Origin of the sequence: Kineococcus aridisoli, assembly GCF_050871885.1 — a bacterium.
In the GTDB taxonomy this organism is placed as follows: Bacteria; Actinomycetota; Actinomycetes; order Actinomycetales; family Kineococcaceae; genus Kineococcus.
Genome location: NZ_JBJLSF010000001.1, coordinates 1 through 24,792 on the forward strand (window position 1 = coordinate 1; position 24,792 = coordinate 24,792).

Genomic DNA, 24,792 nt, shown 5'->3' on the forward strand with positions numbered 1-24,792 from the left:
GCGATGGCCGTGATGAGCCGGTCCACCACGGCCTCCACGCTGGTGCGCGGACGGGGGGGGGGGGGGGGCCCCACTCCCCCGCCCCCCCCGCGCCCCAACCCCCCCCCCCCGCCCCCCGCCCGCCCGCCCCCCCCGCGGCCGGCGGGAGGGCTGCTGCAGGCGGCGACCGAGCAGCTGGATGCCATGGGCCCCGCCAACAGCTGGATCAACGCGCCGGCGCTGCGTGCCGCGGGCATCCCGTCGGTCTCGGGCACCGGCTCCGCCCGCGGCCTGGCCGATGCCTACGCCGCGGCCACCGGCCTCGGCGGCCACAGCCCGCTGCTGCGCAGTGGCACCCTCGATGCCGTCACCCGCTCGCAGGTGTCCGGCAGCGACCTCGTCCTCGGTGGCAGCACGCACTTCGCGGTCCTGTTCGAAAAGCCCAGTCCTCGCTTGGACTTCGGCACTCCGGCCGCCTTCGGTCACGACGGCGCCGGTGGGGCGCTGGCCTTCGCTGACCCGGGTACCCGCCTGGCCTTCGGCTACACCACCGCCGCCGTGCCCACACCGGCTGGAGCAGACCCACGTGCGCTGGCGTTCGCGCAGCTGCTGCGCCGCATCCGCGCCGGAGCCACTGCCTGAGCACCAGCGCGGACACCCCTCGCAGGCGGGTCGGCGGCCGGTGCCGGCTTGCCGACTACCTCGCGTCGAAGAGCGCAGCCGACGGCTCCCGCTGCAGAGCCGGGGCCGGCATGCAGAGCGCCAGCGCCGCCAGCGTCCCCCGACCTGCGACCGCAGCGATCGGTGCGCAACCGCTGAGGGAAGACGGCAACTGCAGCTCGTCGCCGGCTCATCGCCGACTCGTTGCGGGCCGCTGCTCCTCCGCCAGGGCAGCGCGACCTGGGTGCAGGAGCGCGGGCGCCTCGTGCCGGCGAAGGCGTGCAGCAGTCCGCATCGGCAGCAACTGACCTGTGCGGCCAGCCAGCGTCCAGCGGCCTGAGCGCCGGAGTGCTGGCGGCCCGCCCGCAGCGTGGGGAGGTGACCGCAGCGCGGGGGAGTGGGCGCAGCGCGGAGCATCGATCGACACCTGCACCTCAGGCAGCGAGAACTTCCACCCCTCCGGTAGGGCTGAGCACCACCTGGGTGTCTTGCAGGTGGTGACGGACCCACCGGCGCTGGCCCCCAGACCCGACCGAACGTGTGGAGGCTTCACCACGGGCGTGATGATGCGCCGTTTCCTGGCTGCCGGCGTGAGCGCAGCGGCCCTGCTGGCCGGAGCGGGCACCGCTCAGGCCACCCCCTGCCCAGGCCACCCCCTGCCCAGGCCACCCCCTGCCCAGGCCACCCCCTGCCCAGGCCACTCCCTGCCCAGGCCCCAACGGCACCAAGGACGTGCGCGGGGCCATCGAGCAGGAATGGCTGCGCCTGCAGGCCGGCACCGGCTTCAAGCCCGGCGCTCCGCTGAGCGATGAGCTGCCCACCGCAGGCGCGGTGGGTGCCTTCAACACCTTCCAGAACGGGGTCATCCACTGGTCTCCGGGCACTGGTGCCCACGAGGTGCACGGCGCCTTCTACGGCTACTGGGCCGGCCAGGGGTGGGAGCGGGGCCCGCTGGGGTACCCGCTGACCAACGAGCAGGGCGCCGCGGCCGGTGGCGTCTTCCAGGTCTTCCAGAGCGGCACCCTGTACTGGAGCCCGGCCACCGGCGCGCACAAGGTGTCCGGCTCCTTCTACCAGCTGTGGGCCTCCCTGGGCTTCGAGCGCTCCTTCCTGGGCTTCCCGACCAGTGAGGAGCTGCCCGCCGCCGGTGGTGTCTTCCAGCGCTTCCAGGGCGGCACCCTGTACTGGTCGCCGGCCACCGGTGCGCACAGCGTCTCGGGGGCCTTCTACAGCCACTGGGCCGCCCGCGGCTGGGAGCGCGGCACGCTGGGCTACCCCACCAGCCAGGAGCTGGCCGGCGCCAACGGCGTGTACCAGAACTTCCAGGGCGGCACGCTGACGTGGACGCGGGCCAGCGGTGTGGTGCGTCAGTCCAAGGCCTTCTACGCCAACTGCACCGATGTGTGGAACACCATCGGCTCACCCCTGTACGCCGGTCAGCAGGGCTACAGCCGTGACCTGGACCGCGATGGGGATGGCGTGGCCTGCGAGGTCGACCCCCGCTGAGCCTGCCCGGCTGAGGCGCTGCGACCACCACGCAGGGGGGTGGTGGCCGCGGCGCCTCACGGTCGGCGAACCCACACACTTGACGCCACCCTCAACTGATCACTCAAGCGCGTCAGTGCTGGCCTTCCCGCTGCGCCCGCTGGTGCAGGCACGACCGCCGTCGCTCCAACGAGCCCAGCGGCGCAGGCAGGCCTCGCTGACGCCGAAGTCAGCAGCGCTCGTGCAAGGGCGGCTCGCGCGGCTTTGCCGGCTTCACAGCACGCTGATGCCGCGCCGACGGGTGGGGTCGGGGCATCAAAGGACTTCTCTCCGGCGATGTCACCGCCTCGGGTCGGTGTCGGGAGAAGAGGGGCAACCTTTTTGTGCACCCACGATCCGGCCGCCTCGAATGACCGTTCGGTCTGCAGCCCACAGGAAGTTGGGATGCTCTAGGGGGTCACCGTCGAGCAGCAGCAGGTCGGCGATCGCTCCTTCGCTGATCCGTCCGAGGTCAGGGCGCCGCAGCAGGTCGGCGTTGGTGGAAGTGACCGAGCGAAGCATCTCGTAGGGGCCCATCACCTCTGCTTGCAGCCGCAGGCCTGTCAGCTGCTCATCTTCCAGCTCACCCATCAAGTCGGTGCCGAAGCCGATGCGGACACCGGCCGCGGCGGCCAGCTCGATGGCGTGCCGGCCGTGCTGCAGGACCTCGCGGTTCTTGGCCTGGGAGATCGCCGACATGCCCAGTTGCGCGCCCCGGCGGTTCATCGCGTCGTAGGTGACCAAGGTGGGCACCATGAAGACGCCACGCTCGCTCATCAGGGCGGCGGTCGGCTCATCGAGCAGGTTGGCGTGCTCGATGCAGGTGACGCCGTTGCGCACCGAGTGCTGGATCGCCTCCGGTGAGTAGGAGTGGGCCGTGACGTAGGAGCCGCGGCGCGCCGCCTCTGCGGTCGCCACCTGCAGTTCCTCGGCGGAGTACTGCGGCACCCTGATCGGATCGATCACGGAGGTGACGCCGCCGGAGGTCATCATCTTGATCGCGTGAGCTCCGCGCCGCAGCCGATCACGCACGGCCAGCCGGACGGCCTCCACCCCGTCGACGACCTCGCTGGAGTGCGCGCAGCACACCGCCTGCTCACGATCGCCGGAGCGGACATCGCCGTGCCCGCCGGTCTGCGAGAGCGCGGGCCCTGTCCACAGGTAGCGCGGGGAGCTGATGAGGCCTTGCTCGACGGCCGCCCCGAGCTCGGCGTCACCGCCGGCGACATCACGCACGGTGGTGAAGCCTCGCGCCAGCGCCCGCGACAAGCGCCGGGCACCGGCCAGCGCCACGTAGCTCAACGGTCGCGACTCGATGTCGAGCAGGTCCAGGCTCAGCCCGTAGGCGTGGAAGTGCGCATCGATCAGGCCTGGTAGTGCGGTCCGGCCGCCTCCCTCGAGCACCTGCTCGGCATCGTCGGCCTCGGCGTCGGGTCCCAGAGCGCTGATGCGTCCGTCAGTGATCACGATGGTGCCCTCGGTGAGCTGTGGGCTCAGACCGTCGAAGATGCGCACGTTGCGCACCGCCAGTTGCGGACGCCTGCCCGGGCCGCCTTCTGGGCTGACCACTGGGCTGACCACTGGGCTGACCGTTGCACCCAGCATCGGGCTGCTGTCGGTGGACTCACTGCTCAACGAAGGCTCCCAGGGTCGCGGTGGGCGTCTGCGCGCACTCTGGCAGCGCGGCCAGCGCGCCCGGCGACGCCGCGCACAGGCTCCGAAGGCACCGGTGGGCCGACTGCACAACGGCGTGGGTCAGCGGGGTGGGCCGGTGGGGTGGGCCGGTGGAGTGGGACGGTGGGGTGGCGGCTTCAGAGGTGAAACATGGTGGAAACGTGCGGCGTCCGGCACAAGCAGTGGCCCACCCGCCATGCATCCTGCACACCAGCCGCCGCGCTGCCCTCCTAGGTTTCCCGCAAGCCTCGCTCAGCGACCCCGGGAGACCACCGATGACCAGTCGTCGCCAGCGCCAGGTGGCGCTCGCCGCCTTGTGCCTGACCCCGCTCCTCCTCGCCGGCTGCGGCGTGGACGCACCAGCCTCCACCGGAGCGGGAGGCGGAGGCGAGGCTGGAGGCAGCGCCGGCACGGCCTCGGCGCAGCCGGCCGTCGACATCGACATCACTGGACCGGACGCGGTGCCGGCAGCAGATGAGGGCGAGGCCAAGTCCATCGCCTTCTTCGGCTTCGCGCGGGCCAACTCCTTCGCCAACGCCACCTGGAGCGGCATCGAGCAGTACGCGCAGGCGCACAACGCCACCGCGCAGTTCTTCGACCCCAACTTCGACGCGCAGACCCAGGTCAGCCAGATGCAGGATGCGCTCACCAGCGGCCGCTTCGACGTCTTCGTCGTGCAGGCCAACGACGGCCAGGCGGTCATCCCCGCCGTGCAGAGCGCCATCAGCGCCGGCATCAGCGTGGTCGTGGAGTTCACCCCGGTGGGCACCGCCTACGACAGCGCCGACCCGCAGGTCCAGGGCGCCCTGACCCTCATCGACGTGCCGACCGACAACGGCAAGGCGCTGGGGCAGATGGCGGTGGACGCCTGCAAGCAGCTGGGCACCCAGCCCTGCCAAGTCGCCTACCTGGAAGGCAACCGGAGCTTGCCGCTGGACAACGCCCGCACCGAAGCGGTCAAGCAGCAGCTGAGCAGCGCCGGCATCGAGGTGGTGGCCTCGGTGGAGGGCGGCTACACCAACGACAGCGGCCGGCAGGCGATGCAGGACGTGCTGCAGTCCGACCCGGACGTCGACGTCGTCATCGGCTCCACCCAGGCCATCGCCGGCGCCGAAGGCGTCGTCGGTCAAGACGTCGCGCTGATCGGCAATGGAGGATCGCGCCAGGCGCTGGACGCGGTGCGCGATGGCCGCTGGTTCGGCGCCTACTGCACTCCTGAGGTCACCGCCGGCCAGACCGCCGCCGCGCTGGGGCTGGCCGCCGCGCGGGGCACCGCGGTGCCCGCCTCCAACGACTACGCCGGGCTCGCTCCCAGCGGCGTCGCCTGGCCCGCAGACATGATCTGCACCTCCTCCACCGTGACCGGCATCGAAGGCCAGTACGACGAATGAGCACCGCGCCGCGGCCGGCCGACCAGGACGGCGCCTCCGCCGGCGCCGTGCCACCTGCGAGCGCCGCACCTGCCATGGCACCGACGGCTGCACCACTGACGGCAGGTGCGGAGCAGGTCCCGGCCACGCCGACCTCGCCACCCGTGCCACCCGCGTCGGGCGCAGCCGTGCAGCTGGAGGCCATCGTGAAGTCCTACGGCGGCACCCGCGTCCTGCACGAGGTGAGCTTGACGCTGCAGCCGGGCACCGTCCACGGCCTGGTCGGTGAGAACGGCGCCGGCAAGTCCACCCTGATGAAGGTGCTCACCGGCATCGAGCGCGCCGACTCCGGCGCCATCCGCATCGACGGCCACCCGGTGCACATCACCTCACCCGCCGAGGCGCTGACCCACGGCATCAGCATCATCTCCCAGGAGCTGGCCACCGTTCCCGCCCGCACCGTGCTGGAGAACGTCTTCCTGGGCGCCTGGTCCACCCGCGCCGGGGTGCTCTCCCGGCGCACCGACCGCCGCCGCTTCGAGCAGCTGTGCGAGCGCACCGGCTTCCACCTGGACCCCGACGCCATCGTCGGCGACCTGCCGATCGCCGCCCAGCAGCAGGTAGAGGTGCTGCGCGCTGTCGGGCGCGGGGTGCGCATCGTGGTCATGGACGAGCCGACCGCGGTGCTGACGCAGTCGGAGACAGCCGCCCTGCTGGCCCTGACCCGCCGACTGGCCGATGCCGGCGCCTGCGTGGTGCTCATCTCGCACTTCCTGGAGGAGGTGCTGCAGACGTGCGATGCGGTCACGGTGCTGCGCGATGGCCGGCACGTGCTGACCGCCCCCACCACCGAGCACACCCCCACCACCTTGGTGCGGGCCATGGCCGGGCGCGATGTGGACGTGCTCTACCCGCAGCTGGCACCGGTGCCCGCCGACGCACCGGTGCTGCTGGAGGCCGTGGGCCTGCGCCGCGGCAGCGCCGTGCGCGGCGTGGACGTCAGCGTGCGCGCCGGTGAGGTGGTCGGCATCGCCGGCCTGGTCGGCTCCGGCCGCTCGGAGACGCTGCGGCTGATCTTCGGCGCCGACCGCCCCGATGCCGGGCAGGTGCGGGTGGGTGGGCGGCGCATCCGCGCCGGCTCACCGGCCGCCGCCATGCGCGCCGGCATCGCGATGGTGCCCGAGTCCCGCAAGGACCAGGGACTGCTGCTGCAGCACAGCGTGCGCGACAACATCACCCTGGCCAGCCCCGAGGCCACCACCCGCTGGGGCCTGCGCAGCCGCCGCGCCGAGCGCCGGCTGGCCCGGCAGAGCGTGGAAGGCCTGGATGTGCGCGCCGCCGCCGACGACGGAGCGGTGTGGACCCTCTCGGGCGGCAATCAGCAGAAGGTGCTGTTCGCCAAGTGGCTGGCCCGCGCGCCGCGGGTGCTGATCGTGGACGAGCCCACCCGCGGCGTCGATGTCGGCGCCAAGGTCCGCATCCACCGCCTCATCGCCGACCTGGCCGCCTCCGGCATGGCGGTGCTGCTGGTCTCCTCGGAGGTGGAGGAGGTGCGCGGGCTCTCCCACCGCGTCCTGGTGCTGCGCCAAGGACGCATCAGCGCCGCGCTGAACGCGGCCGAAGCCGATCCCGAACGCATCCTGCAGGCCGCCTTCGCCGACCGAGAGGACCTTCGATGACACAGATGAGCACCACCCAGGAGCACGGCGGTGACCTGCGGCCACCGAGTGGCGCTGCCTCGGCGCGCCGACGCGCCTCCCACGTGGCGCTGCTGCGCGACTACGGCATCCTCGTCGTCATCGTGCTGCTGATCGTGTCGCTGTCGTTGAGCACCGACACCTTCGCCACCCTGGCCAACCTGCGCAACCTGCTCGATCAGGTCGTCGTCGTCGGGATCATCGCCTGCGGTGTGACCTTGTGCATCATCGCCGGCATCTTCGACCTGTCCACCAGCGCGGTGCTGGCGGTCAGCGCCATCGTCGGGATCCTGACCACCCAGGCGGCAGGTGTCGCGGTCGGCTTCGCCGCGGCCGTCGTCGTCGGAGCGCTGCTGGGCGCGCTCAACGGGGTGGTCATCACCCGCATCGGCGTCAACTCCTTCATCGCCACCCTCGCCTCCAGCATCGTCTTTCGCGGCGTGGCGATCCTGCTGACCGGAGGCAGCATCGTCTACCCGCTCGCCGAGCAGCTGCTGGGCTTCCAGATGATGACCTACACCACCCGCCCGCTGGGGGTGACGGTCTCGGTGTTCGTGCTGCTCGCCGTGGCCGCCGGCACCTGGTTCCTGCTCTCCTGCACCCGCTTCGGGCGCTCGCTGTACGCGGTGGGGGGCAACGCCGAAGCGGCGCGCCTGTCCGGCATCAGCGTGGACCGGGTGCGCCTGCTGGCCCTGGTCATCAGCGGTGCGTGCGCCGGCCTGGCCGGGGTGGTGCTCTCCTCGCGCGCCGGCTCGGCCCAGGCCAGCCTGGGGGAGGGGTTGGAGCTGAGCGCCATCGCCGCCACCGTCGTCGGCGGCACCAGCATCGCCGGTGGTGAAGGCGCCATCTGGCGGGCCCTGGCCGGGGTGCTGATCCTGCAGCTGTTCTCCAACGGCTTCAACCTGCTGGGCTGGGACACCACCTACCAGCAGGTGCTGACCGGTTTCCTGATCCTGCTGGCCGTCAGCATCGACCAAGTGCTGCGCCGCCGCCGCCGCTGAAAGTTCCAGTGGCGGTGACTGACAGTGATGACCGGCTGCGCCGACCCCCGCCGCCCGCTCCCGCCGCCGACCCCGCGACGAGGCGCTGCTGGGAGCTGGTGAGAAGAGCCAGGAGGACCAAGAGGCCAGGAAGACCCGGAGGGCCACGCAGGGGCGCTGACGTCACGCCAGGTGAGGAGGGGCGGTGAGGATGCCGACCAGCACGCCGGCGGGCGTCCGCGGCCTGGCGGCGGGCACCGATACTGGCCCGGTGCTGGCCATGGTCGGGATCCACCTGGGACCGGGCGGGGCGGTGGGCGCCTTGGCCCATCCCCACGCGCCCGCCACCGCGCGCCGGCACGGCGGCCAGCCGGTGCAGACGCTGACAGCCGTGCTGCAGCAGCTGGCTCCACCGGCAGGCACCCGGGTGCTGCTGGATGTCTCGGAGCTGCTGATCGACCTGCTCGGCGGCGGCTACGAACGCCTGGCAGCGGTGACCACGGTGCGCATCTCTCCCTCGGAGCGCTCCATCGGTGAGCTGTACTCCGGCTGGCCGGCCAGCGTGGTCGCCCGCGTGGATGCCGGGCGCGTGCACCTGCACGGCGGGCACGACTTCCAGGGCCGGCGACTGGGCGCGATGGACCATGACGCTCTGCATCGTGCGGTGGCCCTGGCGCAGGCTCACGGCTCGGCCTCCTTCGCCGTCTCAGCGGTCGGGTCGCTGGTCGACAGCAGCTGGGAGACCGATGTGGCCGACCAGCTGAGCCGGCTGAGCGGGCGGCCGGTGGCGATGTCGCACACGGCAGGTGGCGTGCGGCAGCTGGAGCGTGAGTGCACCGCCGTGCTCGATGCGGCGCTGGCTCCCGCGGTCAGCCGGATGCTCGATGAGCTCTCCGCGGCCGTCGACGCCGTCGTGCCCGGCGCCCGGCCCGGCTTCACCCTCGCCGACGGCTCGTGGGTCAGTCGCGAGCAGGCCCGGCTGCACGCCTCACGGTTGCTGGGCAGCCGCACGGCCTTGCTGGTGCAGGGAGCAGCGGCCACCGCCGGCGTCGGCACCGCGCACGTGCTGCTGCGCACTGGCGGTGTGCTGCAGGCTGCGGCGGTGGAGCAAGGCTGCGTGCGGGTGGATCCCGTGCGGGAGCTCTCGCCGTGGCTGCCTGGAGTACGCGCCAACCAGCGCCACGCCAGCGCTCTCACCGTCGCCGACGCCGACGGCGAGGGACTGCCGCTGAGCGCCCTCACCGGCCAGCCCGTGGTCCTGCTCGAGGCGACCAGCGTCGCACCTGCCGCCGCACTTGCCGTCGCATCCCCTGGCGCATCCCCCGTCGCGTGCCCCGGTGCATCTGCTGGGACATCGATGGATGCGCTGGCTCAGAAGCTGCGGGGCAGCGGTCTGCAGGTGCACGAGATCATCGAAGCCGAGGAGGTGCTCCTGGCCCGTGGAGTGTGCGCGGCGCTCGCCCAGTGCGAGGTCGTCACCTACGCCAGCGCCGAACCGGACGGCACCTGGGACCGAGCGCGTGAAGCCGCCCGACGTCGCGCGCAAGCCAGCGTCTTGACCACCGACCCGCGCGCACACCTGCGTACCGTCACCGACCAGGTCGTGCCCCTGTCCTACCTCAGCGCGCCGTTGGTGCAGGTGCGCTCCTTCGTCGCCGCTGCGCAGGAGAGCGTCCGTGTCGTCTGAGCTTCCGCCGAACCCGAACCTGAACCCGAACTCGAGCCCGAGCACGACTGCGAACCCGATCGCGAGCCCAGCCCGAAGCGCTGGGCGCCCCGGCTCAGGCCTCGCCCGTTCCGCGCCGACGGTCTCCTGCGGCGACACGCCGACCTCGTCGCGGCGCAGCAGCGCCGTCATCGGCCCCGACGACTTCGACGACCTGTTCGTGGGCAGTCAGCTGGGCGTGCTGTCGGCGGCCAGCACCTACCGCGGCGCCTTGGAGACCTGGGTGCACTCACTGCTCAGCCGGCGTCCTGTCGAACTTCTCGACCCCGAGCAGGCCCGCGCCCGCTTCGCTCCCGAGGAGATGGGGGTGGCTGTCCTCATGGTCGGGGCGCTGCTGAGCCTGCTGGAGCACCCCTTCCGCGGTGACGAGATCAGCACTGCGGTGCGGCGTCTTGAGGAGAGCGTGGGCAGGCCCTTCAGCGCGCTGGTGCCCTTCAACTGCTCCGGGCCCAACGCGCTCATCGCCGTGGGAGCCGCCTCACTGCTGGACCTGCCGCTGGTGGACTGCGATGGCCAGGGCCGCATCCTGCCGCTGATCGATCAGACGACCTTCGCCCTGGGTGGAGTCTCGGTCAGCCCGCTGGTCGGGGTGGGCCCCTGGGGGGATGTCATCACGGTGGACTCGCCGGGCGCTCACACCGAGGAGATCGTGCGCGCAGCGGTCTCGGCCGCCGGCGGCTGGCTGCTGTGCGCCACCTACCCGGCGCTGGTGCACCGCCTGGTCCAGACAGGCATCGCGCACTCCTTGTCCCAGCGCATGGACAGCGGCGCCGTCCTGCAGCTACCGCGCGCCGACCTCGGTGAGCGACTGGCCCGCCAGCTGGGTGGACGCCTGGTAGCCCGTGCCCAGGTGATCGAACTCAGCGCCCACGACCACGTCGGCTTGCGCACCCGGCAGCCGGCGCGCCCCTACAGCATCCTGCTGCGGGGACTGTCCGCGACGCAGCCGCTGATCCGCTTGGAGGTGCGCAACGAGATCGTCATCGCCACCGTCGACGGCGGAGTGGTCGGCGCGGTGCCGGACACCATCTGCCTGATCGACCCGCTGCGCCGGCGCGCGGTGGAGCTCAGCGATCTGCAGGTGGGCCAGGTGATGGAAGTCCTCATCCTGCCGGCCGCCGATGCCTGGCGAAGCCAGGCCGGGCTCGCGATGGCCGGTCCAGCGGCGTTCGGACTGACCTGGCCGCCAGGAAGCCGCCCGTGAAGGAGCCGGGGCAGGCGCGAGCAGCTGCGCAGACCTTCGGGGTGGAGGCGTCGATCGAGGAACAGGCGATCATGAAGGAGGCGGGCGTGCAGGAGCCGGGCATGCAGGAGCCGGGCATGAAGGAGCCGAGCGTGCAGAACCCGGGCGTGCGCGAGGCGGGTGTGCGAAGGCCAGCAGCGAAGGCATCGGTCCAGGGCGTTGCCGCCGCAGCCGGCCGCAGCCCTGCAGGCTCTCGGAGTGCACCCCACCAGCAGCCCGTGCGCGAGGCGCAGCAGAGCCCGCAGCACAACCCGCGACAGCGCCCGCAGCAGGCCCCGCAGCAGGCCCCGCAGCAGGCCCCGCAGCGGGGAGCACGAGCTGTGCTCGGTCCACCGCCTGCCCGCACCGAAGCAGTCACCTGGGGGGAGCTGCTGCGCTCCAAGCCGATGGAAGGTGTCGACGTCCCGGTGCAGGTCGGTTTGGACCGCACCGTCTCCAAGGTCCGCCTCGTCTCCGATCTGGACGAGATGCAAGCCTGTCGCCCGGGGACCCTGGTGGTGCTGCAGACGCCGATCGCCTCAGCCGCCTGGACTGTGGAGATCGCCGTGCGCTATGCGTGGGAGCGCAACGCCCGTGCGGTCATCGCCCAGACCGACGGTCACGCCGCCCAGGCAGTGCAGCGCCTGGCAGAGCGGCTGTCGGTGTCCGTGGGATTCCACCGGAGTGATCCCACCGAGCTCGCGCTGGAGCTGTCAGCGCTGGTGGCACGTCCAGGCGCGGTGCGTTCAGCCCTCATCGCACGCTGTGCCGTCCTGCTCAGCGAAACCACTTCGGTGCCCCAAGTCCTCTCCCTGTTGCAGCGCGAGCTGCCGGGAACGGCCATCAGCCTGCGCGGTTCCTCGCAGCGGGTGATCGCCGGTGATGCCTCACCGGTGAGTGCGCAAGCGGTCCGCGTGCCGCTGGCGCCGCTGGACGTCGAGCCCGGCCGGGTGCTGCTCGCCGTGCCCTCGCACCGATCGGTCGCCTGGAACCAGGTGCTCACCCAGGTGCTGCAGATCGCCCGCTCCCAGATCATCGCCTGTGAGGCAGCCGAGCGCGTCGATGTCGCCGCCCGGCACGAGCGGGACGGTTTCGCCCTGAGCCGCCTGTTGGCGGATCCCTGCGACCCGGCACCGGCGACGGCGCTTGGCTGGCCGTTGGACGGTGACCTGGTCGCCGCCCTCGTCCTGCCCCGCGATGAGAGCCTGCGGGGAGCTGCCGCGGTCGGCCTGGCGCTGCGGACGGCGTGGAACGCCGAGCCCGTCGGAGCGCCACCGGCGCCGTACGCCGGTGGCTGGGCGCTGTGGTCGGCGCTCACGCCTCGAGCAGACGCTGAGGACGCTCGCCCGGGCGGTGCTGAAAGCAGCCCGCGGGCTGCCGTGCCCGCCGCTGAGCGGAACGGGTTGGCCGACGGCCTGCGAGATGCACGTGGTGAGCACACCAGCGAGGACTCAATCGAGGACACGGACGAGGAGGACGCTCGCGCGCAGGCCGTGATGGCGGTCCTGGCGCGCGCCGAACGTCTGGTGCAGCGCGCCGACGTCGGGGTGGACCTGCACGTCGGCCTGGGACGCCTGTGCCAAGGGGAGGGCGCCCTGGCGCAGACGCTGGAGCAGGCGGCGATCGCGGCGCGTGCTGCGGCTTCCACCGGGCAGCAGGCACAGCAGTTCTCCGAGCTGGGCTCGCGGGGCATCGTCGCCGCCAACGATGCCGCGCATCTGCATCGCATCGCCCAGGATGCGCTGGAGGTGCTGCTGGCCGTCGACGACCGCGACGAGTTGGTGCGCACCCTGCTGGCCTACTTCGACTGCGCCGGCTCCACGATGCGCGCCGCCGAACGCCTGGGTGTGCACCGCAACACCGTCAGCGGCCGGATGGAGCGCATCCGCCGCCTCGGCGTGGCGCTGGACGACCCTGAGCGGGCACTGGAGCTTCACCTGCTCTGCCACGTGGCCGTCACCGGCGGCATGACCACCTGAGCCGCTCACGGACGTCACCGACCACGTGGGCCAAGCCGGTTGCTCCTGAGCCGGCCGCGCCTGGGCCCGCCGCCTGTCTAGACCCGCCGCCTGCCAAGACCCGCCGCCTGCCATGTGCGGCGGCGGGTCCAGGCGCGGCCCCGACCTTGCTCGGGCTTCCGGCTCAGGGCGCAGTCGTCTCAGAGCCCGTAGACCGTGGCGGCCTTGTCGGCGGAGATGACCCCGGTCAGGACGTCGGCCTGCACGGCCGCGCGATCACGCTCGCGGGGATCACCGAAGCCGCCGCCGCCGCTGGTCTGGCAGCGGATGACGTCGCCGGCCTTCAAGACGGTGCCGTTGGACTTCAAGACCGCACGCTCGTCGGGTCGGCCGGGATTGATGACCACGCTGGGGCCCACGCCCTCCCCGCCGCCGAAGATGCCCCACGGCTTGGTGCGCGAGCGCTCGAACCACAAGGAGATGGTGCAGTCCTCCAGCGCGGTGTACTCGCGCACCACTCCGACTCCACCGCGGTACTTGCCGTCACCGGCGCTGTCAGGACGCAGCCGGTAGTCGGTGATGCGGAAGGGGTAGCGCGTCTCGAAGACCTCGATCGGCAGGTCCTTCAGCGAGCCGTTGACGTTGTTGATCAGAGCGCTCTCGCCGTCGCTGCCCTCCCAGGCGCCCCAGCCGCCGAGGGTGGCCTCCAAGCTGACGTAGTCGCGACCGACGCGGCTGTCGTAGCCGGCGACCTGCACGATCATCGAGTCGCCGTGGCTGGCTGCGGCCACGGCCTGCGGCATCGCCGGCGCCATCGCCTTGGCCACCAGGTCGATCAGCAGGCCCAGGTGGGAGAAGTACCACTGGCAGGCAGCGGGAGCCACCGCCCCGAAGACCGAGCCCTCCCGCACCTGCACGGTCATCGGCCGGAACGAGCCGCCGTTGCCAGCCACATCGGGGCTGATGAGCAGCTTGTAGCCCACCCGGCACGCGGAGATGGTCTGGGCGGTGCCGCAGTTGACCGGCCCGCGAGCCTGATCGGCCGACTCGCGCACATCGAAGTCGATGGAGTCCCCCGAGACGGTGATGCGCAGCTTGACCGGGATGGGCGTGTCCAGGTCGATGCCGTCGTTGTCGAGGAAGCCCTCGGCCTCGTAGACGCCGTCGGGGATGCCCGCGATGACCGCGCGCTCCAGGCGCTCGGTCTGGGCGAAGATCTCATCGCGGGCCGCGCGCAGCGTCTCCAACCCGAAGCGGCGCACGATCTCGGCCAGGCGCACCTGACCCATCTCGATGCACGCGATCATCGCGTGCATGTCGCCGGTGGTGGGGTAGGGGAAGCGGACGTTGCGCTTGATGGTGTCGATGACCGCGTGCACCGGCTCGCCGCCGGCCACCAGCTTCTGCGGGCCCAGCCGCAGGCCCTCCTGGAAGATGGAGGTGGAGTCCATCGGGCTGCCGGGGTCCTTGGCGCCCACATCGATCCAGTGCGCGCGGGAGGCGGTGAAGCCGACCAGGGTCTCATCGACGAACACCGGCCCGAAGATGGTGACGTCGTTGAGGTGGGTGCCGCCGATGTAGCTGTCGTTGAGGATCCACACATCACCCGGCTGCCAGGCATCGCGCCCGAAGGCCTCCTCGGTGGCGATCGTGCACATCTCCAGGTTGCCCAGGAAGATCGGCAGCCCGGCCGACTGCCCGAGCACGTGGTGCTGGTCGTCCAGCAGCGCCACGACGCAGTCGCCGCCCTCGTAGATGATCGGCGTGTAGGCCGAGCGGATCAGCGAGGCGTTCATGTCGTCGGCGGCCGAGTTCAGCGCGTTGCGGATGATCTCGACGACGACGGGGTCGACGGGGGAGCCCGGAGCAGAGCCGGCGTCAACGCTGGTGCGGCCCGGGCTCGCGGTGCTGGGCGTGGCGTGCGAGGGCGTCGCAGCCGACGGTGTGGTGCTCATGCGTTCTCCTCGGCGGTGATGACGAGCGTGCCCCGCTCATCGACGGCGACGCTGAAGCCCGGGGGCACGACGGTGGTGGCGGTCTCCTCGACCACGACGGTGGGCGAGGCGATCGCAGCAGCGCCCAGCCCGGCGCGCCGGTGCAAGCTCGTCGGCATGGCCTGCCCGGCGAACCACACCTGCGAGGTCGGCACCTGCTCGCTGGCCGGAGCGGGGGTGAAGGCACCCGGCGCCGCCCGCAGCAGATCACCCAGCCCGGTGGCGCGCAGCGCCACCACCTCGATGGGTGCGCCGTCGTTGGCGTGACCGAAGCGGGTCTTGTGCTGCTCACCGAAGCGCGCCGCCAGCGAGGCCAGGAAGCCGGCCTCCATCGGCTCATCAGCCTCCAGCAGCGGAACGGTCAGGGTGTACTCCTGCGCCACGTAGCGCACATCGGCGGAGAAGCTGATGCGGGCGCTGTCCTCGCCGACGCCTTCGGCGCGCACGAAGTCCAGCGCGTGAGCACCCATGCGGCGAAGGCGCGCGGCCATGTCCGCGGTGTCGATGTCCTCATCGCGGAAGTAGTACGGCTCGGTCTCATCGTGGCGGATGGAGGTCTGCAGCATCCCCCAGGCCGAGAAGGCTCCCGGGAAGCGGGGCACCAGCACCTCACGGATGCCCAGTTCCTGAGCCAGGAAGACCGCGTGCATGGGGCCGGCCCCACCGAAGGCGACCAGGCTGAACGAGCGCGGCTCGATGCCCCGGGCGACGGTGATGGTGCGGATGGCCTGCGCCATCTTGGCGTTGGCCACATCGCAGATGCCCTCGGCCATCGCCTCCACGCTCAACCCCAGCGGCTCGGCGACCGTGGCCACCGCCGTGCGGGCCGCCTGCACATCCAGGCTCATCTGCCCACCGGCGAACCAGGAGGGATCCACCCGACCCAGCACCAGGTTCGCATCGGTGACGGTCGGCTCGGTGCCGCCGCGCCCGTAGCAGGCCGGCCCCGGCGTGGCGCCCGCCGAGCGCGGGCCGACCCGCAGGCCGCCCTGCTCCAGGTAGGCCACCGAACCGCCCCCGGCGCCCACGGTGTGGATGTTGACCACCGGCATCAGCATCGGCAGCCCCTCCAGTTCCGTCTCCGGGGAGACGTCCGGCTGCCCGTCCACGATCAGCGAGACATCGAAGGAGGTGCCGCCCATGTCCACGCAGATGAGGTTGGGCCGGCCCAGGCTGGCCGAGAGGGCCGCACCGCCCATCGCGCCGCCGACCGGCCCCGACAGCAGCGTCTGCAGCGGCCGCTGGCGGGCGGAGTCGACGGTGAGGATGCCGCCGGAGGACTGCATCACGTGCAGCGGCACCGGCAGCTGCCGCTGGGTCAGGGAGTCCTCCAGCTTGGTCAGGTAGCGGCGCACCACCGGCCCGGTGTAGGCCTCCACCACGGCCGAGGAGGAGCGCTCGTACTCACGCCACTCCTTGGCCGCGCGGTGCGAGAGGGAGATGGTCACCTCCGCCCCGAGCTCCTCGCGCAGGATCTCCTCCGCGCGCAGCTCGTGCTGAGGGGAGCGGAAGCTGAACAGCAGGCACACCGCGTACGCGGTGACGCCTTCGGCGCGGCCGCGGGCCGCGGCCGCCCGCACCGCCTCCTCATCCAACGCGCTCAGCTCGACACCCTCGGCCGAGAAGCGCCCGCCGATCGGCACGATGTCCTGCAGCGGGACCAGCGGTTCGGGCTTGCGGTAGTGCAGGTCGTACAGCCGCCAGCGCGGTCCGCGGGCGATGTGCAGCTGGTGGCTGGCGCCCTCGGTGGCCAGCACCAGCACGCGCTCACCGCGCCGGGTCAGCAGCGCGTTCAGGCCCTGGGTGGTGCCGTGCACCATGAAGGAGATGTCACGCGGATCCGCCACCAGGGCGTCCATCGCCGCGAACACCCCGGCCGTCAGGTCGTGCGGTGTCGTGGAGGACTTGCCCGCGCGGTACTCACCGCTGTCCTCGTCGTAGGAGATGACATCGGTGAACGTGCCACCGATGTCCATGGAAACGCGGTACCTGCTCATGAGACCTGCCTCGGGGAGCCGGGATGAGGGAAGCACGGCCAACGTAGGAAGGCGCCCCGGACACCCCCCGTGCGCGTTGACCAACGCCACCACCACCGGCTGGGCAGGACGCACTCCACCCGCCGCCACACGCCCAGCAGGCTGCGGCACGTGATCTGGACCAGCCACGCCCCAGCTCCCGCGCACGGCGTGGTCCTCGAGGCCACCGGCCTCGCCCACCTCGCTCACCTCGCGCACCTCGCGCACCTCACCGACGCCACCGCTGTCGAAAGCGCTCGCGCCACCGTCACCGCGGCGCTGCGCGAGGCGGGCCTGCACACGGCAGCCAACCCCGCAGCCGGTCCGACAGCGGACCGGGCGGCCATCGACGTCCAGGCCCTCGCCGAGCGCGTCGCGCACCCCGGCTGGGACAGCTGCTGGTGGGCTCAGCTCATCGCCGACGTCGCCGATGAGCTGCTCCACGAGAGCGGCCCCCACGAGACCGGCCCCCACGAGACCGGTCCCGACGAGGCCCGCCGGGACCGAGCCGCCCAGCCAGGTGACAGCCGGCAGCGGGCCGAGCGGCCGGCTGACAGTCGGCAGCGAAGGCCGCAAGGCGCGGCCGGGGCACCGCTGGCCGGTGAGCATCCGACCGGCGAGCGTTCACCTGTCCAGCGCTCGACCAGCCAGCGCTCGACTGCGGAGCACCCGGTTGACCGCTCCGGCATCGTCCTGCACGCTCCGCAGGATCTGACCGGTGCGGTTCACCGCGGCCGGACACTGTCCGCGGCCGCCCGGCAAGCCCGGGCCCTGACCGATCTGCGAGCCAACCAGGCCACCCCCGACTCCTTCGCTCGGGCCCTCACCGACCTCGCCGGCCAGCACGGCGTCGACGTCGACGTGCGCGATGAGGACCAACTGCGCCGGGAGGGCTTCGGTGCCGTCCTGGCCGTCGGCGCCGGCTCACCGCATCCGCCCCGCCTGGTCAGCCTGGCCTGGGACCCGCCGGGCAGCGCCGGGCAGCAGCCGGTGTGCCTGGTCGGCAAGGGCGTCACCTTCGACAGCGGGGGCTTGTCGCTGAAGTCACCGGCGGCCATGGTCGGCATGCACCGCGACAAGGCCGGCGCCGCGGTGGTGACCGCGGCTGTATGTGCGATGGCTCAGCTGGCGCTGCCGGTGCCCGTGCGTGCCTTCCTGCCCCTGGCGGAGAACATGCCCGGCCCGCTGGCCACGCGGCCCGGCGACATCATCACTTCCTTGTCCGGCCAGCGCATCGAGATCGTCGACACCGACTTCGAGGGCCGGGTGCTGATGGCCGACGCGCTCACGCTCGCCGCCAGGCACCACCCACGAGCTCTCATCGACGTGGCCACGCTGACCTACCAGGTCGTCACCGCCCTCGGCCCGCAGATCGCCGGGGTGCTGGGCTCCGATGGCGCGCTGGTCGAGGCCGTCTTGAGCGCGGCCCGCTCCTGCGGAGAGCCGATGTGGCCCCTTCCCCTGGCCGCCCGCTACCGGACGCAGGTGCTCTCCGCCTCCGCGCACGCGCACGTGCGCAACCACCCCGGACAGGACAACGCCCGCGCGATCACCGCGGCGCTCTTCCTGGCCGAGTTCGTCCCACCCGGCCTGCCGTGGGCGCACCTGGACATCTCCGGTCCCGCCGAACGCGGCAGTGGAGCCGACGCGATGCCCACCGGATTCGGGGTCCGCACCCTCGTCCAGCTCGTCGAAGCACTCAGCACCTTCGGAGGACAGTCGTGAGCACGTACAGCAGCGTCATCGTCGGCGCCGGGCAAGGCGTGGGAGCCGCCACCGCCACCCGGTTGGCCGCCGACGGCGGCACCGTGCACCTGGTCGGCCGCCGCCGCGAGCCGCTCGAGCACACCGCCCAAACCGTCACAGCCGCCGGCGGGCACGCCGTGGTGCACACCGCCGACGCCACCAGTGAGCAGGACGTGCTTGCCCTGGCCGGCGCGGTGGAGCACGCGGACGTCATCGTGCACGCCGTCGGAGACAGCTCCATGACCTCCTTCGAGGACTGCAGCCTCGCGGAGTGGCGACGGGTGGTCGATGCCAACCTGACCTCCGCCTTCCTCATCTCCTCCGCCTTCTTGCCGCACCTGCGCCGCAGCTCCAACGCCAGCCTGGTCCTGATCTCCTCCAAGACCGCGCTGTGGGGCTATCCCGTCGTCGCCTACAGCGCCGCCAAGGCGGGTGTGGTGGGCATGGCCCGGGCCCTGGCCGCCGAACTGGCACCGGAGCACGTCCGTGTGCTGCCGCTGTGCCCGGGGCCGGTGGACACCCCGATGCGCTGGCGCTCGACACCGCAGATGGACCCGGAGCTCGTCATCGCCCCGGAGTCGATCGCGCAGCTGGTGCACACCATGGTCACGATGCCGCGCGGCACCGTCAGCGGTGTGCTGCTGCTGCAGTCGGACCTGTACGACTGATGCGCATCATCGACGCCGACCAGCTGTACGCCCGGGTGCCCTGGAACGCGGCGATCCAGGCCATCGAGGCAGCCGCGCGCGGCGGACGGGCCAGCGCGCCACCGCGCATGGCGGTCGCGCTTGAGGCCGGGGAGCTGCTGCTCATGCCCGCGCACTCCGCAACGGCGGTCGGCGTGAAGGTCGTCGGTGTGGCGCCGTCCAACACCGGACGTGGCCTTCCGCGCATCCAGGCCAGCTACCTGCTGCTGGACCCCGTCACGCTGACCCCGCAGGCGCTGCTCGACGGCACCGCCTTGACCACCGTGCGCACCCCGGCGCTCTCAGCGGTCGCCGTGCGGCACCTGGCCGCCCCCCTGGCTCAGCGCCTTGTGGTGGTGGGCTCCGGCCCGCAAGCCTGGGGCCATGCTCACGCCATCGCGAGCGTTCGAGCGCTGGACGACATCTGCATCGTCGGCCGCTCGGCGCAGCGCGCCGCGCACCTGGCCGCCCGACTCAGTGAGGAGGGCCTGCCGGCCCGGGCCGGCACCCTGGACCAGGTGCCGGAGGCCGACATCGTGGTCTGCGCGACGACCTCCAGCACACCGGTGCTCCCCACCGGTCTAGTGCCCGCTCACGCCTGCGTAGTGGCCGTCGGCTCCCACCACCGCGGCTTCCGCGAGCTCGAGTCGGCGCTTCTTCGACGTGCCTCGAGCGTGGTGGTCGAGCAGCGGAAGGTGGCGTTGCGGGAGGCCGGAGACATCGTGCTGGCTCTCAGCGACGGGGCGGTCCAAGAAGACGACCTCATCGAGCTGACGGAACTGCTGACCAGCTCACGCTCGACGACCGGTCGGCAGCTGACGGTCTTCAAGAGCGTCGGCATGGGCTGGCAGGACTTGGTGGTCGCCGAACTTGCTGCAGCAGTTGATCCAGCCTCCTCCAGCACAGCCTGATGCAGGCCGCTGCGCGTTCTCGGGCTCCACCCTCAGCCAGTTCGAGTGGCCGCTCACCAAGAGACGAGCACCGGGTGGATCAGCGCGTCCACGGCCGCCAAGCGCTCACCATCCGGCGCCGTCTGCGTCCATGCTCCGGTCTTCCTCAGGCAGCTGCGCTGCGGGAGTGGACCGATCCTCCGGCGATGAGTGCGAGCTCCGGGCGTAGGCGAAAGGTGCGGAGCTGATGGACCAGTACGAGAGCCTGCTGCTGTGCTCGATGCCATAGCTGCCGCTGCTGATCGCCGCTGCCGGTGACATCGAGGCGGTGCCCACGTGGTGCCTGGCGCAGGGGCTGGGCACGATCCTGCAGGCCCGGGACCTGGTGTTGCTGGCCTGTAGGTCGGCGAAGGCGGCCGCGGTGGTCGAGGGCCCGTTGTCGGCTTCTTGCCCGGCGTCGGTGCTGCAGTGGCACCCGCACGCGAGTGTGCTGCTGGATCCGGCCGGCTGCGGCAGCGGGAGCACTACGAGCAAGCGCGGCAGGGAAAGCCGGCCTGGCAGCGCCTGTGGGAGCGCCGCTCTCCTGAGCGGCAACGGTTCGGCCGCCGACCAGCGTCCACGGCTGCTGTGATCGCACCTGCGGTGGCGAGGTCGACCCTGCCGGCTGTGAACGAGAGGCCGTCAGGAGCCTTCGGGGCGGCGGCGGGGTCATCGGGTGCGGCGTGCCCGCAGTGGGGGGACGTCCAGGGTGGGGATGGCGCGCAGCAGGAAGCGGTCGAAGTGGGGGACGGTGAAGGCGGCGTAGCCGTGCTGGGGTGTCCACAGCAGACCCATGTTGATCAGCTCCGCGCGGGTGGGGCCGAGGTTGGTGGAGGTGCGTCCCATCACCTCGGCGACGTCGGCGGCCTTCTGCGCGGCCGCTCCTAGCTGGGCCATGGCGCGCAGGTAGGCACGTTGCAGGTCGGTGGTGCGATCCAGGCGGACGCGGAAGAAGGAGGCGTCCAGCTTGGCCTCGTAGGCCGGCACCGCCGCCTGGACGTCCTCCAGGGTGATCTGCGGGCCGGCGGCGACGGTCCAGACGGCGTAGCCGAGCTCTTGGAGGAAGTAGGGGTAGCCGCCGGTGATGGCCACCGCCTCCTCCAGAGCGGCGGGGCTGTAGGTGATGTCCTCCTCGGCGGCCGGGCGGGCCAGGGCGGCCTTGGCGTCGTCGTCGGTGAGGTTGCCGATGCTGGGGAACTTGAACAGGCGCTCGGCGTAGGACTTCGCATCCCCGGCCAGCTCGGCGATCTGCGGCAGCCCGGCGCCGACGAAGGTGATGGGCAGCTTGCGCTGGACCATCTTGTGCAGGGCTTGGATGAGGGCTTCCAGCTGGGTCTTGGTGAGGAACTGCACTTCGTCGAAGAGCAGCACCACGCCCCGCTCCTGCTCCTTGGCGGCCTCGCCCAAGGCCACGAAGACGTCGGTGAGGTCCATGGCCAGGTCGGCGTGGTCGGCGAAGCCTTCGGCGGCTTCGACGTCCATCCCGGCGGTGAGGGTGCCGGCGGCGTCCACGGACAGGCTGAAGGACTTCAGCACCGCGGCGGCGTGGCGCAGCCGATCGCTCCAGCGGACCTTGGGGGACAGCTGCAGCAGGGCGGCGCGCAGGCGGGAGGAGATGTCGCGGCGGAAGTCGGCTTCGTCGTGCTTGCTGACCTCCTGCTCGAGCACCACCCACTCCTGCTCGAGGGCCTTGGTGCGGAACTGGCCCAGCAGGACGGTCTTGCCGACTCCGCGCAGCCCGGTGATGATCATGGACTGCTCGGTGCGCCCGCGGGCAAGGCGGGCCAGCAGCAGCTCGAAGGAGGCCAGTTGGTCATCGCGGCCGACGACGGCTTCGGGCTCGGCGCCGGCGTTGGGGGTGTAGGGGTTGGTCAGGGCCCGCATGACACCGATCTTAGCTGCCTTAGGATGCCTTATCCACAGCAGATAAAGCATCCTAAGCTTCGTAACCCGTCACACGCCCGGGCGGATCGGGTGCCGATGCCCCGCCTCCGGTAGGGCGGCGGCAGCGTCCCGGGGCAGGCGCTGCGGCAGAGGCGCTGCACCGACCCGACACCCGCGCTCATGAGGTGACGGACTCCTGTGTCCTCAACAGGCACCCGAAAGAGGCCCGAGGGGTGCCCCCCTGCCGCGATCAGGCGAGCACGCCTGCGGCGAGCTCAGCGCAAGTCCACCCGCACGACCTGGTAGTCGGCGCTGCGCGGGTCGGCCACCTCGAAGCGGCCGTTGACCAGCCACAACGCCCCCGCCGCCAGCACACCCGTGGTCGGGCGATCGAGGTCGGGATCGCCCACCTCGCCGACGACCTCACCGCTGCGCCCGTCGCGGGACAGGCGCACCACCGCGGCGGAGTCGGTGGAGAAGCCGAAGACCACGTACAGGGTCCGCCCGCGCAGCACCAGGCCGTCACCGGCGGTCAGGTCGCGACCGCTCACCTGGATGCGCTCGCTGGCACCGGTGCGCGGGTCCACCCGGAACAGGTCCCCGGTGCTGCTCTGCGTCACGATCAGCGCACCGCGGTAGGCGCGGATGCCGTTGGCGTTGAAACCGGGCCCGTAGACCAGGTCGCCGGTGATCTCCAGCGTCCTGGCGCCGTCGGTGGCGGGCAGGGCGCCGCGCCGACCCAGCGGGATGACGACGAGGCGCTGCACGGCGGAGTCGGTGACGTACACCCCCTCGCGGGTGACCTCCACGTCGTTGAGGAAACCGCTGCCGGGCACCACCCAGCGGCCCAGCTCCTGCCCGGTGCCGGCGTCGTAGGCCGTGATCGCCCCGGTCGCCCCGCCCGCCACCCACAACCGGTCAGCGCGCGCCTCGTAGACCATTCCCACGGCCACGCGACCGCTCACCCCGGCGACCAGCTGCCGGGTGCTGCCGGTGCGCAGGTCGCCGACGACGATGCTGCCGTCGGCGCGCGAGCCGGCGTAGAAGGTGGTGCCGCACCCGCGGGCGATGCCTTCGGGCAGGGAACCGGTGGGCAGCGCGATCGTCTCGGGCAGGCGCCCGTGCCGACCGCCAGCAGCGGTGACTTCCGTAGCGCCGGTGACCTCCCCCGCGGTGGTGACACCCGTGGCGCCACCGGCTGTCGTGGCCGCACCGGCGGTGCGGGCAGCTGCTGCGGGGGCGGCGATGGCGGGAGCCGGTGCGGCTAGCAGGCCCGCGGTGAGGGCGATGGTGGCGGGGACGAGCGCTGCGCTGCGCGGTCGGCGGGTCATGGCTCGACCGTAGGTGCCCCATCGGCCGTCCCACCAGGGGTGCCTTCTTGATCCGTCATCATCGGCAGTGCTCAAGCGGATCCTGCTTCATCGCGGCGTACAGGCCTTCGCCCACTACCGCGCCGACAGGGTCTCCTCCAACGCCCAAGCCTGAGCTGTGGAAGCCAGCTGCTCCCTCGCCCAGGCAACGCTCACTCACCGAGTGCCGAGGTCCGATGGTGACCCAGTTGGTGGGTGGGGTCACGAGGCCGGTGCTGCAGGTGTGCTGGTAAGGCAGCGAAGAGCGTCAGCAGCGGCCGCGAGTCGGTGGTGAGATGTGGCGGGCTACGACGCTCTCCCGGCCAGCGGCGCGGATTCAGGGCGCTGCGTGAGCTTCCCGATCGACAACCCCGCCTACGAGCGCCGGGTCGGCCGGCGATGACCGCGCAGCTGGACCCGCTGTTGCGTGTGCACCCACTGTGCATCGTCCTTGTCAGCGTGCTGAAGGTGGTTCGCGTGCCCTGGCGACGTCCGCTGGTGACATCAGCACGTGGATGAGCACCGGCAATGCGCTCGAGGCGTCCTCATCACACGATGGGCTGGAGCGGTCGGTACCGAGCCAGTGGCTCAAGACGATCGGTTGAGCGGCGCTCAGTCGTCGGGGGAGTGTTCACAAGCGTGAAACATGGCTGAACCACGGCCGAAACCGGTATCCATGACTGTATCCAGCGATGGATACGCACACTGCTGAGGCCGCCAACCTGCGCGACCGGGCCTACAACCACCTGCGCGAGCTGCTGATGTCCGGCGCCCTGCCGGTGGGCCGGCGCTTGGTGACCAGCCGCCTGACCGAGGTGGTCGGAGTCTCCCGCACCCCGCTGCGGGAGGCGCTGGTGCGCCTGCACGCCGACGGGCTCATCACCCAAGAGCAGGACGGCTACTACCCAGTCGTCCTGGACCTGCACGAGCTGCGTGACCTGTACGAGCTGCGCATCACGCTGGAGCTGCGCTGCATCGCCCGCGCACTCGAGGACACCACCGTGCAGCACGACATCGCCGCCCTGCACGCCCTGCGCGAACGCTGGCTGGAGCTGAAGGACGAACCGCCCACCCCCGGACCGGACATGGTGCTGCTGGATGAGGACTTCCACGTACGTCTCGCCGCCGCCTCCGGCAACCCCGCACTGACAGAAGCGCTGCGCACCGTCAACAGCCGCATCCGCCTGGTCCGCATGTACGACTACCTGACCGAAGACCGGGTGTGGGCGACCATCACCGAACACCTGGACATCCTCGACCACGTCCTCGCCGACCGCCTGGCCGACGGCCTGCACGCGCTGCACCAGCACGTCGGCGACTCCCTGGACGTGGTGGAGGGACGGGCCAAGCGCGCCCTGACCGCACGCGCCCTGGCCGTCTCCACCACCCGCTGACCCCG

17 protein-coding genes are annotated in these 24,792 nt (G+C 71.8%); 12 read left to right on the plus strand and 5 right to left on the minus strand.

From position 1 onward, the window contains the following. Positions 1 to 183 precede the first annotated feature (183 nt). Entirely contained in the window at positions 184 to 621 is a 438-nt protein-coding gene (locus ACRYM2_RS00005; protein ID WP_432518974.1) for a hypothetical protein, read from the plus strand. A gap of 750 nt (positions 622 to 1,371) precedes the next feature. Further along, on the plus strand, positions 1,372 to 2,145 hold the full coding sequence (locus tag ACRYM2_RS00010) for an excalibur calcium-binding domain-containing protein (RefSeq protein WP_432518976.1): 774 nt from the start codon (positions 1,372 to 1,374) through the stop codon (positions 2,143 to 2,145). A 318-nt stretch (positions 2,146 to 2,463) separates the two neighbouring features. On the opposite strand, the gene ACRYM2_RS00015 is transcribed toward ACRYM2_RS00010, so the two are convergent. Further along, a complete protein-coding gene (locus ACRYM2_RS00015) occupies positions 2,464 to 3,798 on the minus strand; it encodes a metal-dependent hydrolase family protein (RefSeq protein WP_432518977.1) in 1,335 nt (444 codons plus the stop codon). A gap of 314 nt (positions 3,799 to 4,112) precedes the next feature. Here ACRYM2_RS00015 and ACRYM2_RS00020 point away from each other — a divergent pair, with 314 nt between their 5' ends. The 6 genes from ACRYM2_RS00020 (at position 4,113) to ACRYM2_RS00045 (ending at position 12,811) form a co-directional block, all read left to right on the plus strand. After that, positions 4,113 to 5,228 (plus strand): sugar ABC transporter substrate-binding protein, encoded by a 1,116-nt coding sequence (locus ACRYM2_RS00020; protein WP_432518978.1) that lies wholly within the window; start codon positions 4,113 to 4,115, stop codon positions 5,226 to 5,228. Positions 5,229 to 5,371: 143 nt separating this feature from the next. After that, a complete protein-coding gene (locus tag ACRYM2_RS00025; protein ID WP_432518980.1) occupies positions 5,372 to 6,886 on the plus strand; it encodes a sugar ABC transporter ATP-binding protein in 1,515 nt (504 codons plus the stop codon). Between the two features lie 5 nt (positions 6,887 to 6,891). Further along, positions 6,892 to 7,905, plus strand: a complete 1,014-nt coding sequence (locus ACRYM2_RS00030) for an ABC transporter permease (RefSeq protein WP_432518981.1) — start codon at positions 6,892 to 6,894, stop codon at positions 7,903 to 7,905. Positions 7,906 to 8,095: 190 nt separating this feature from the next. Next, on the plus strand, positions 8,096 to 9,571 hold the full coding sequence (locus ACRYM2_RS00035) for a hypothetical protein (RefSeq protein ID WP_432518982.1): 1,476 nt from the start codon (positions 8,096 to 8,098) through the stop codon (positions 9,569 to 9,571). After that, the gene (locus ACRYM2_RS00040) at positions 9,561 to 10,814 is read left to right on the plus strand and encodes a DUF917 domain-containing protein (protein ID WP_432518983.1); all 1,254 of its coding nucleotides are present in this window, start codon (positions 9,561 to 9,563) and stop codon (positions 10,812 to 10,814) included. The genes ACRYM2_RS00035 and ACRYM2_RS00040 overlap by 11 nt, the downstream gene beginning before the upstream one ends. Next, positions 10,811 to 12,811: a PucR family transcriptional regulator gene (locus tag ACRYM2_RS00045; RefSeq protein WP_432518984.1), complete on the plus strand. Its 2,001-nt coding sequence runs from the start codon at positions 10,811 to 10,813 to the stop codon at positions 12,809 to 12,811. The genes ACRYM2_RS00040 and ACRYM2_RS00045 overlap by 4 nt, the downstream gene beginning before the upstream one ends. 179 nt (positions 12,812 to 12,990) lie before the next feature. Here the strand turns inward: ACRYM2_RS00045 and ACRYM2_RS00050 are convergent, their stop codons facing one another. Together ACRYM2_RS00050 and ACRYM2_RS00055 are read right to left on the minus strand one after the other, a co-directional pair. Beyond that, positions 12,991 to 14,745, minus strand: coding sequence for a hydantoinase B/oxoprolinase family protein (locus tag ACRYM2_RS00050; protein ID WP_432518985.1), 1,755 nt, complete (start codon positions 14,743 to 14,745; stop codon positions 12,991 to 12,993). Then, positions 14,742 to 16,781 (minus strand): hydantoinase/oxoprolinase family protein, encoded by a 2,040-nt coding sequence (locus ACRYM2_RS00055; protein ID WP_432518986.1) that lies wholly within the window; start codon positions 16,779 to 16,781, stop codon positions 14,742 to 14,744. The genes ACRYM2_RS00050 and ACRYM2_RS00055 overlap by 4 nt, the downstream gene beginning before the upstream one ends. 150 nt (positions 16,782 to 16,931) lie before the next feature. Here ACRYM2_RS00055 and ACRYM2_RS00060 point away from each other — a divergent pair, with 150 nt between their 5' ends. Genes ACRYM2_RS00060 through ACRYM2_RS00070 form a run of 3 tightly spaced genes read left to right on the plus strand, consistent with a single transcriptional unit; the run spans position 16,932 to position 20,142 of the window. Then, on the plus strand, positions 16,932 to 18,524 hold the full coding sequence (locus ACRYM2_RS00060) for a M17 family metallopeptidase (RefSeq protein WP_432518987.1): 1,593 nt from the start codon (positions 16,932 to 16,934) through the stop codon (positions 18,522 to 18,524). Continuing rightward, complete coding sequence (locus ACRYM2_RS00065) at positions 18,521 to 19,213, plus strand: SDR family NAD(P)-dependent oxidoreductase (protein ID WP_432518988.1); 693 nt, start codon at positions 18,521 to 18,523, stop codon at positions 19,211 to 19,213. The genes ACRYM2_RS00060 and ACRYM2_RS00065 overlap by 4 nt, the downstream gene beginning before the upstream one ends. Then, positions 19,213 to 20,142, plus strand: a complete 930-nt coding sequence (locus tag ACRYM2_RS00070; protein WP_432518990.1) for an ornithine cyclodeaminase family protein — start codon at positions 19,213 to 19,215, stop codon at positions 20,140 to 20,142. The genes ACRYM2_RS00065 and ACRYM2_RS00070 overlap by 1 nt, the downstream gene beginning before the upstream one ends. A gap of 687 nt (positions 20,143 to 20,829) precedes the next feature. Here ACRYM2_RS00070 and ACRYM2_RS00075 read toward each other — a convergent pair. Together ACRYM2_RS00075 and ACRYM2_RS00080 are read right to left on the minus strand one after the other, a co-directional pair. Then, on the minus strand, positions 20,830 to 22,044 hold the full coding sequence (locus ACRYM2_RS00075) for an ATP-binding protein (RefSeq protein ID WP_432518991.1): 1,215 nt from the start codon (positions 22,042 to 22,044) through the stop codon (positions 20,830 to 20,832). Positions 22,045 to 22,319: 275 nt separating this feature from the next. Next, positions 22,320 to 23,375 (minus strand): hypothetical protein, encoded by a 1,056-nt coding sequence (locus ACRYM2_RS00080; RefSeq protein WP_432518992.1) that lies wholly within the window; start codon positions 23,373 to 23,375, stop codon positions 22,320 to 22,322. A gap of 710 nt (positions 23,376 to 24,085) precedes the next feature. Here ACRYM2_RS00080 and ACRYM2_RS00085 point away from each other — a divergent pair. Beyond that, positions 24,086 to 24,787 (plus strand): GntR family transcriptional regulator, encoded by a 702-nt coding sequence (locus tag ACRYM2_RS00085; protein WP_432518993.1) that lies wholly within the window; start codon positions 24,086 to 24,088, stop codon positions 24,785 to 24,787. The last annotated feature ends 5 nt before the right edge of the window (positions 24,788 to 24,792 follow it).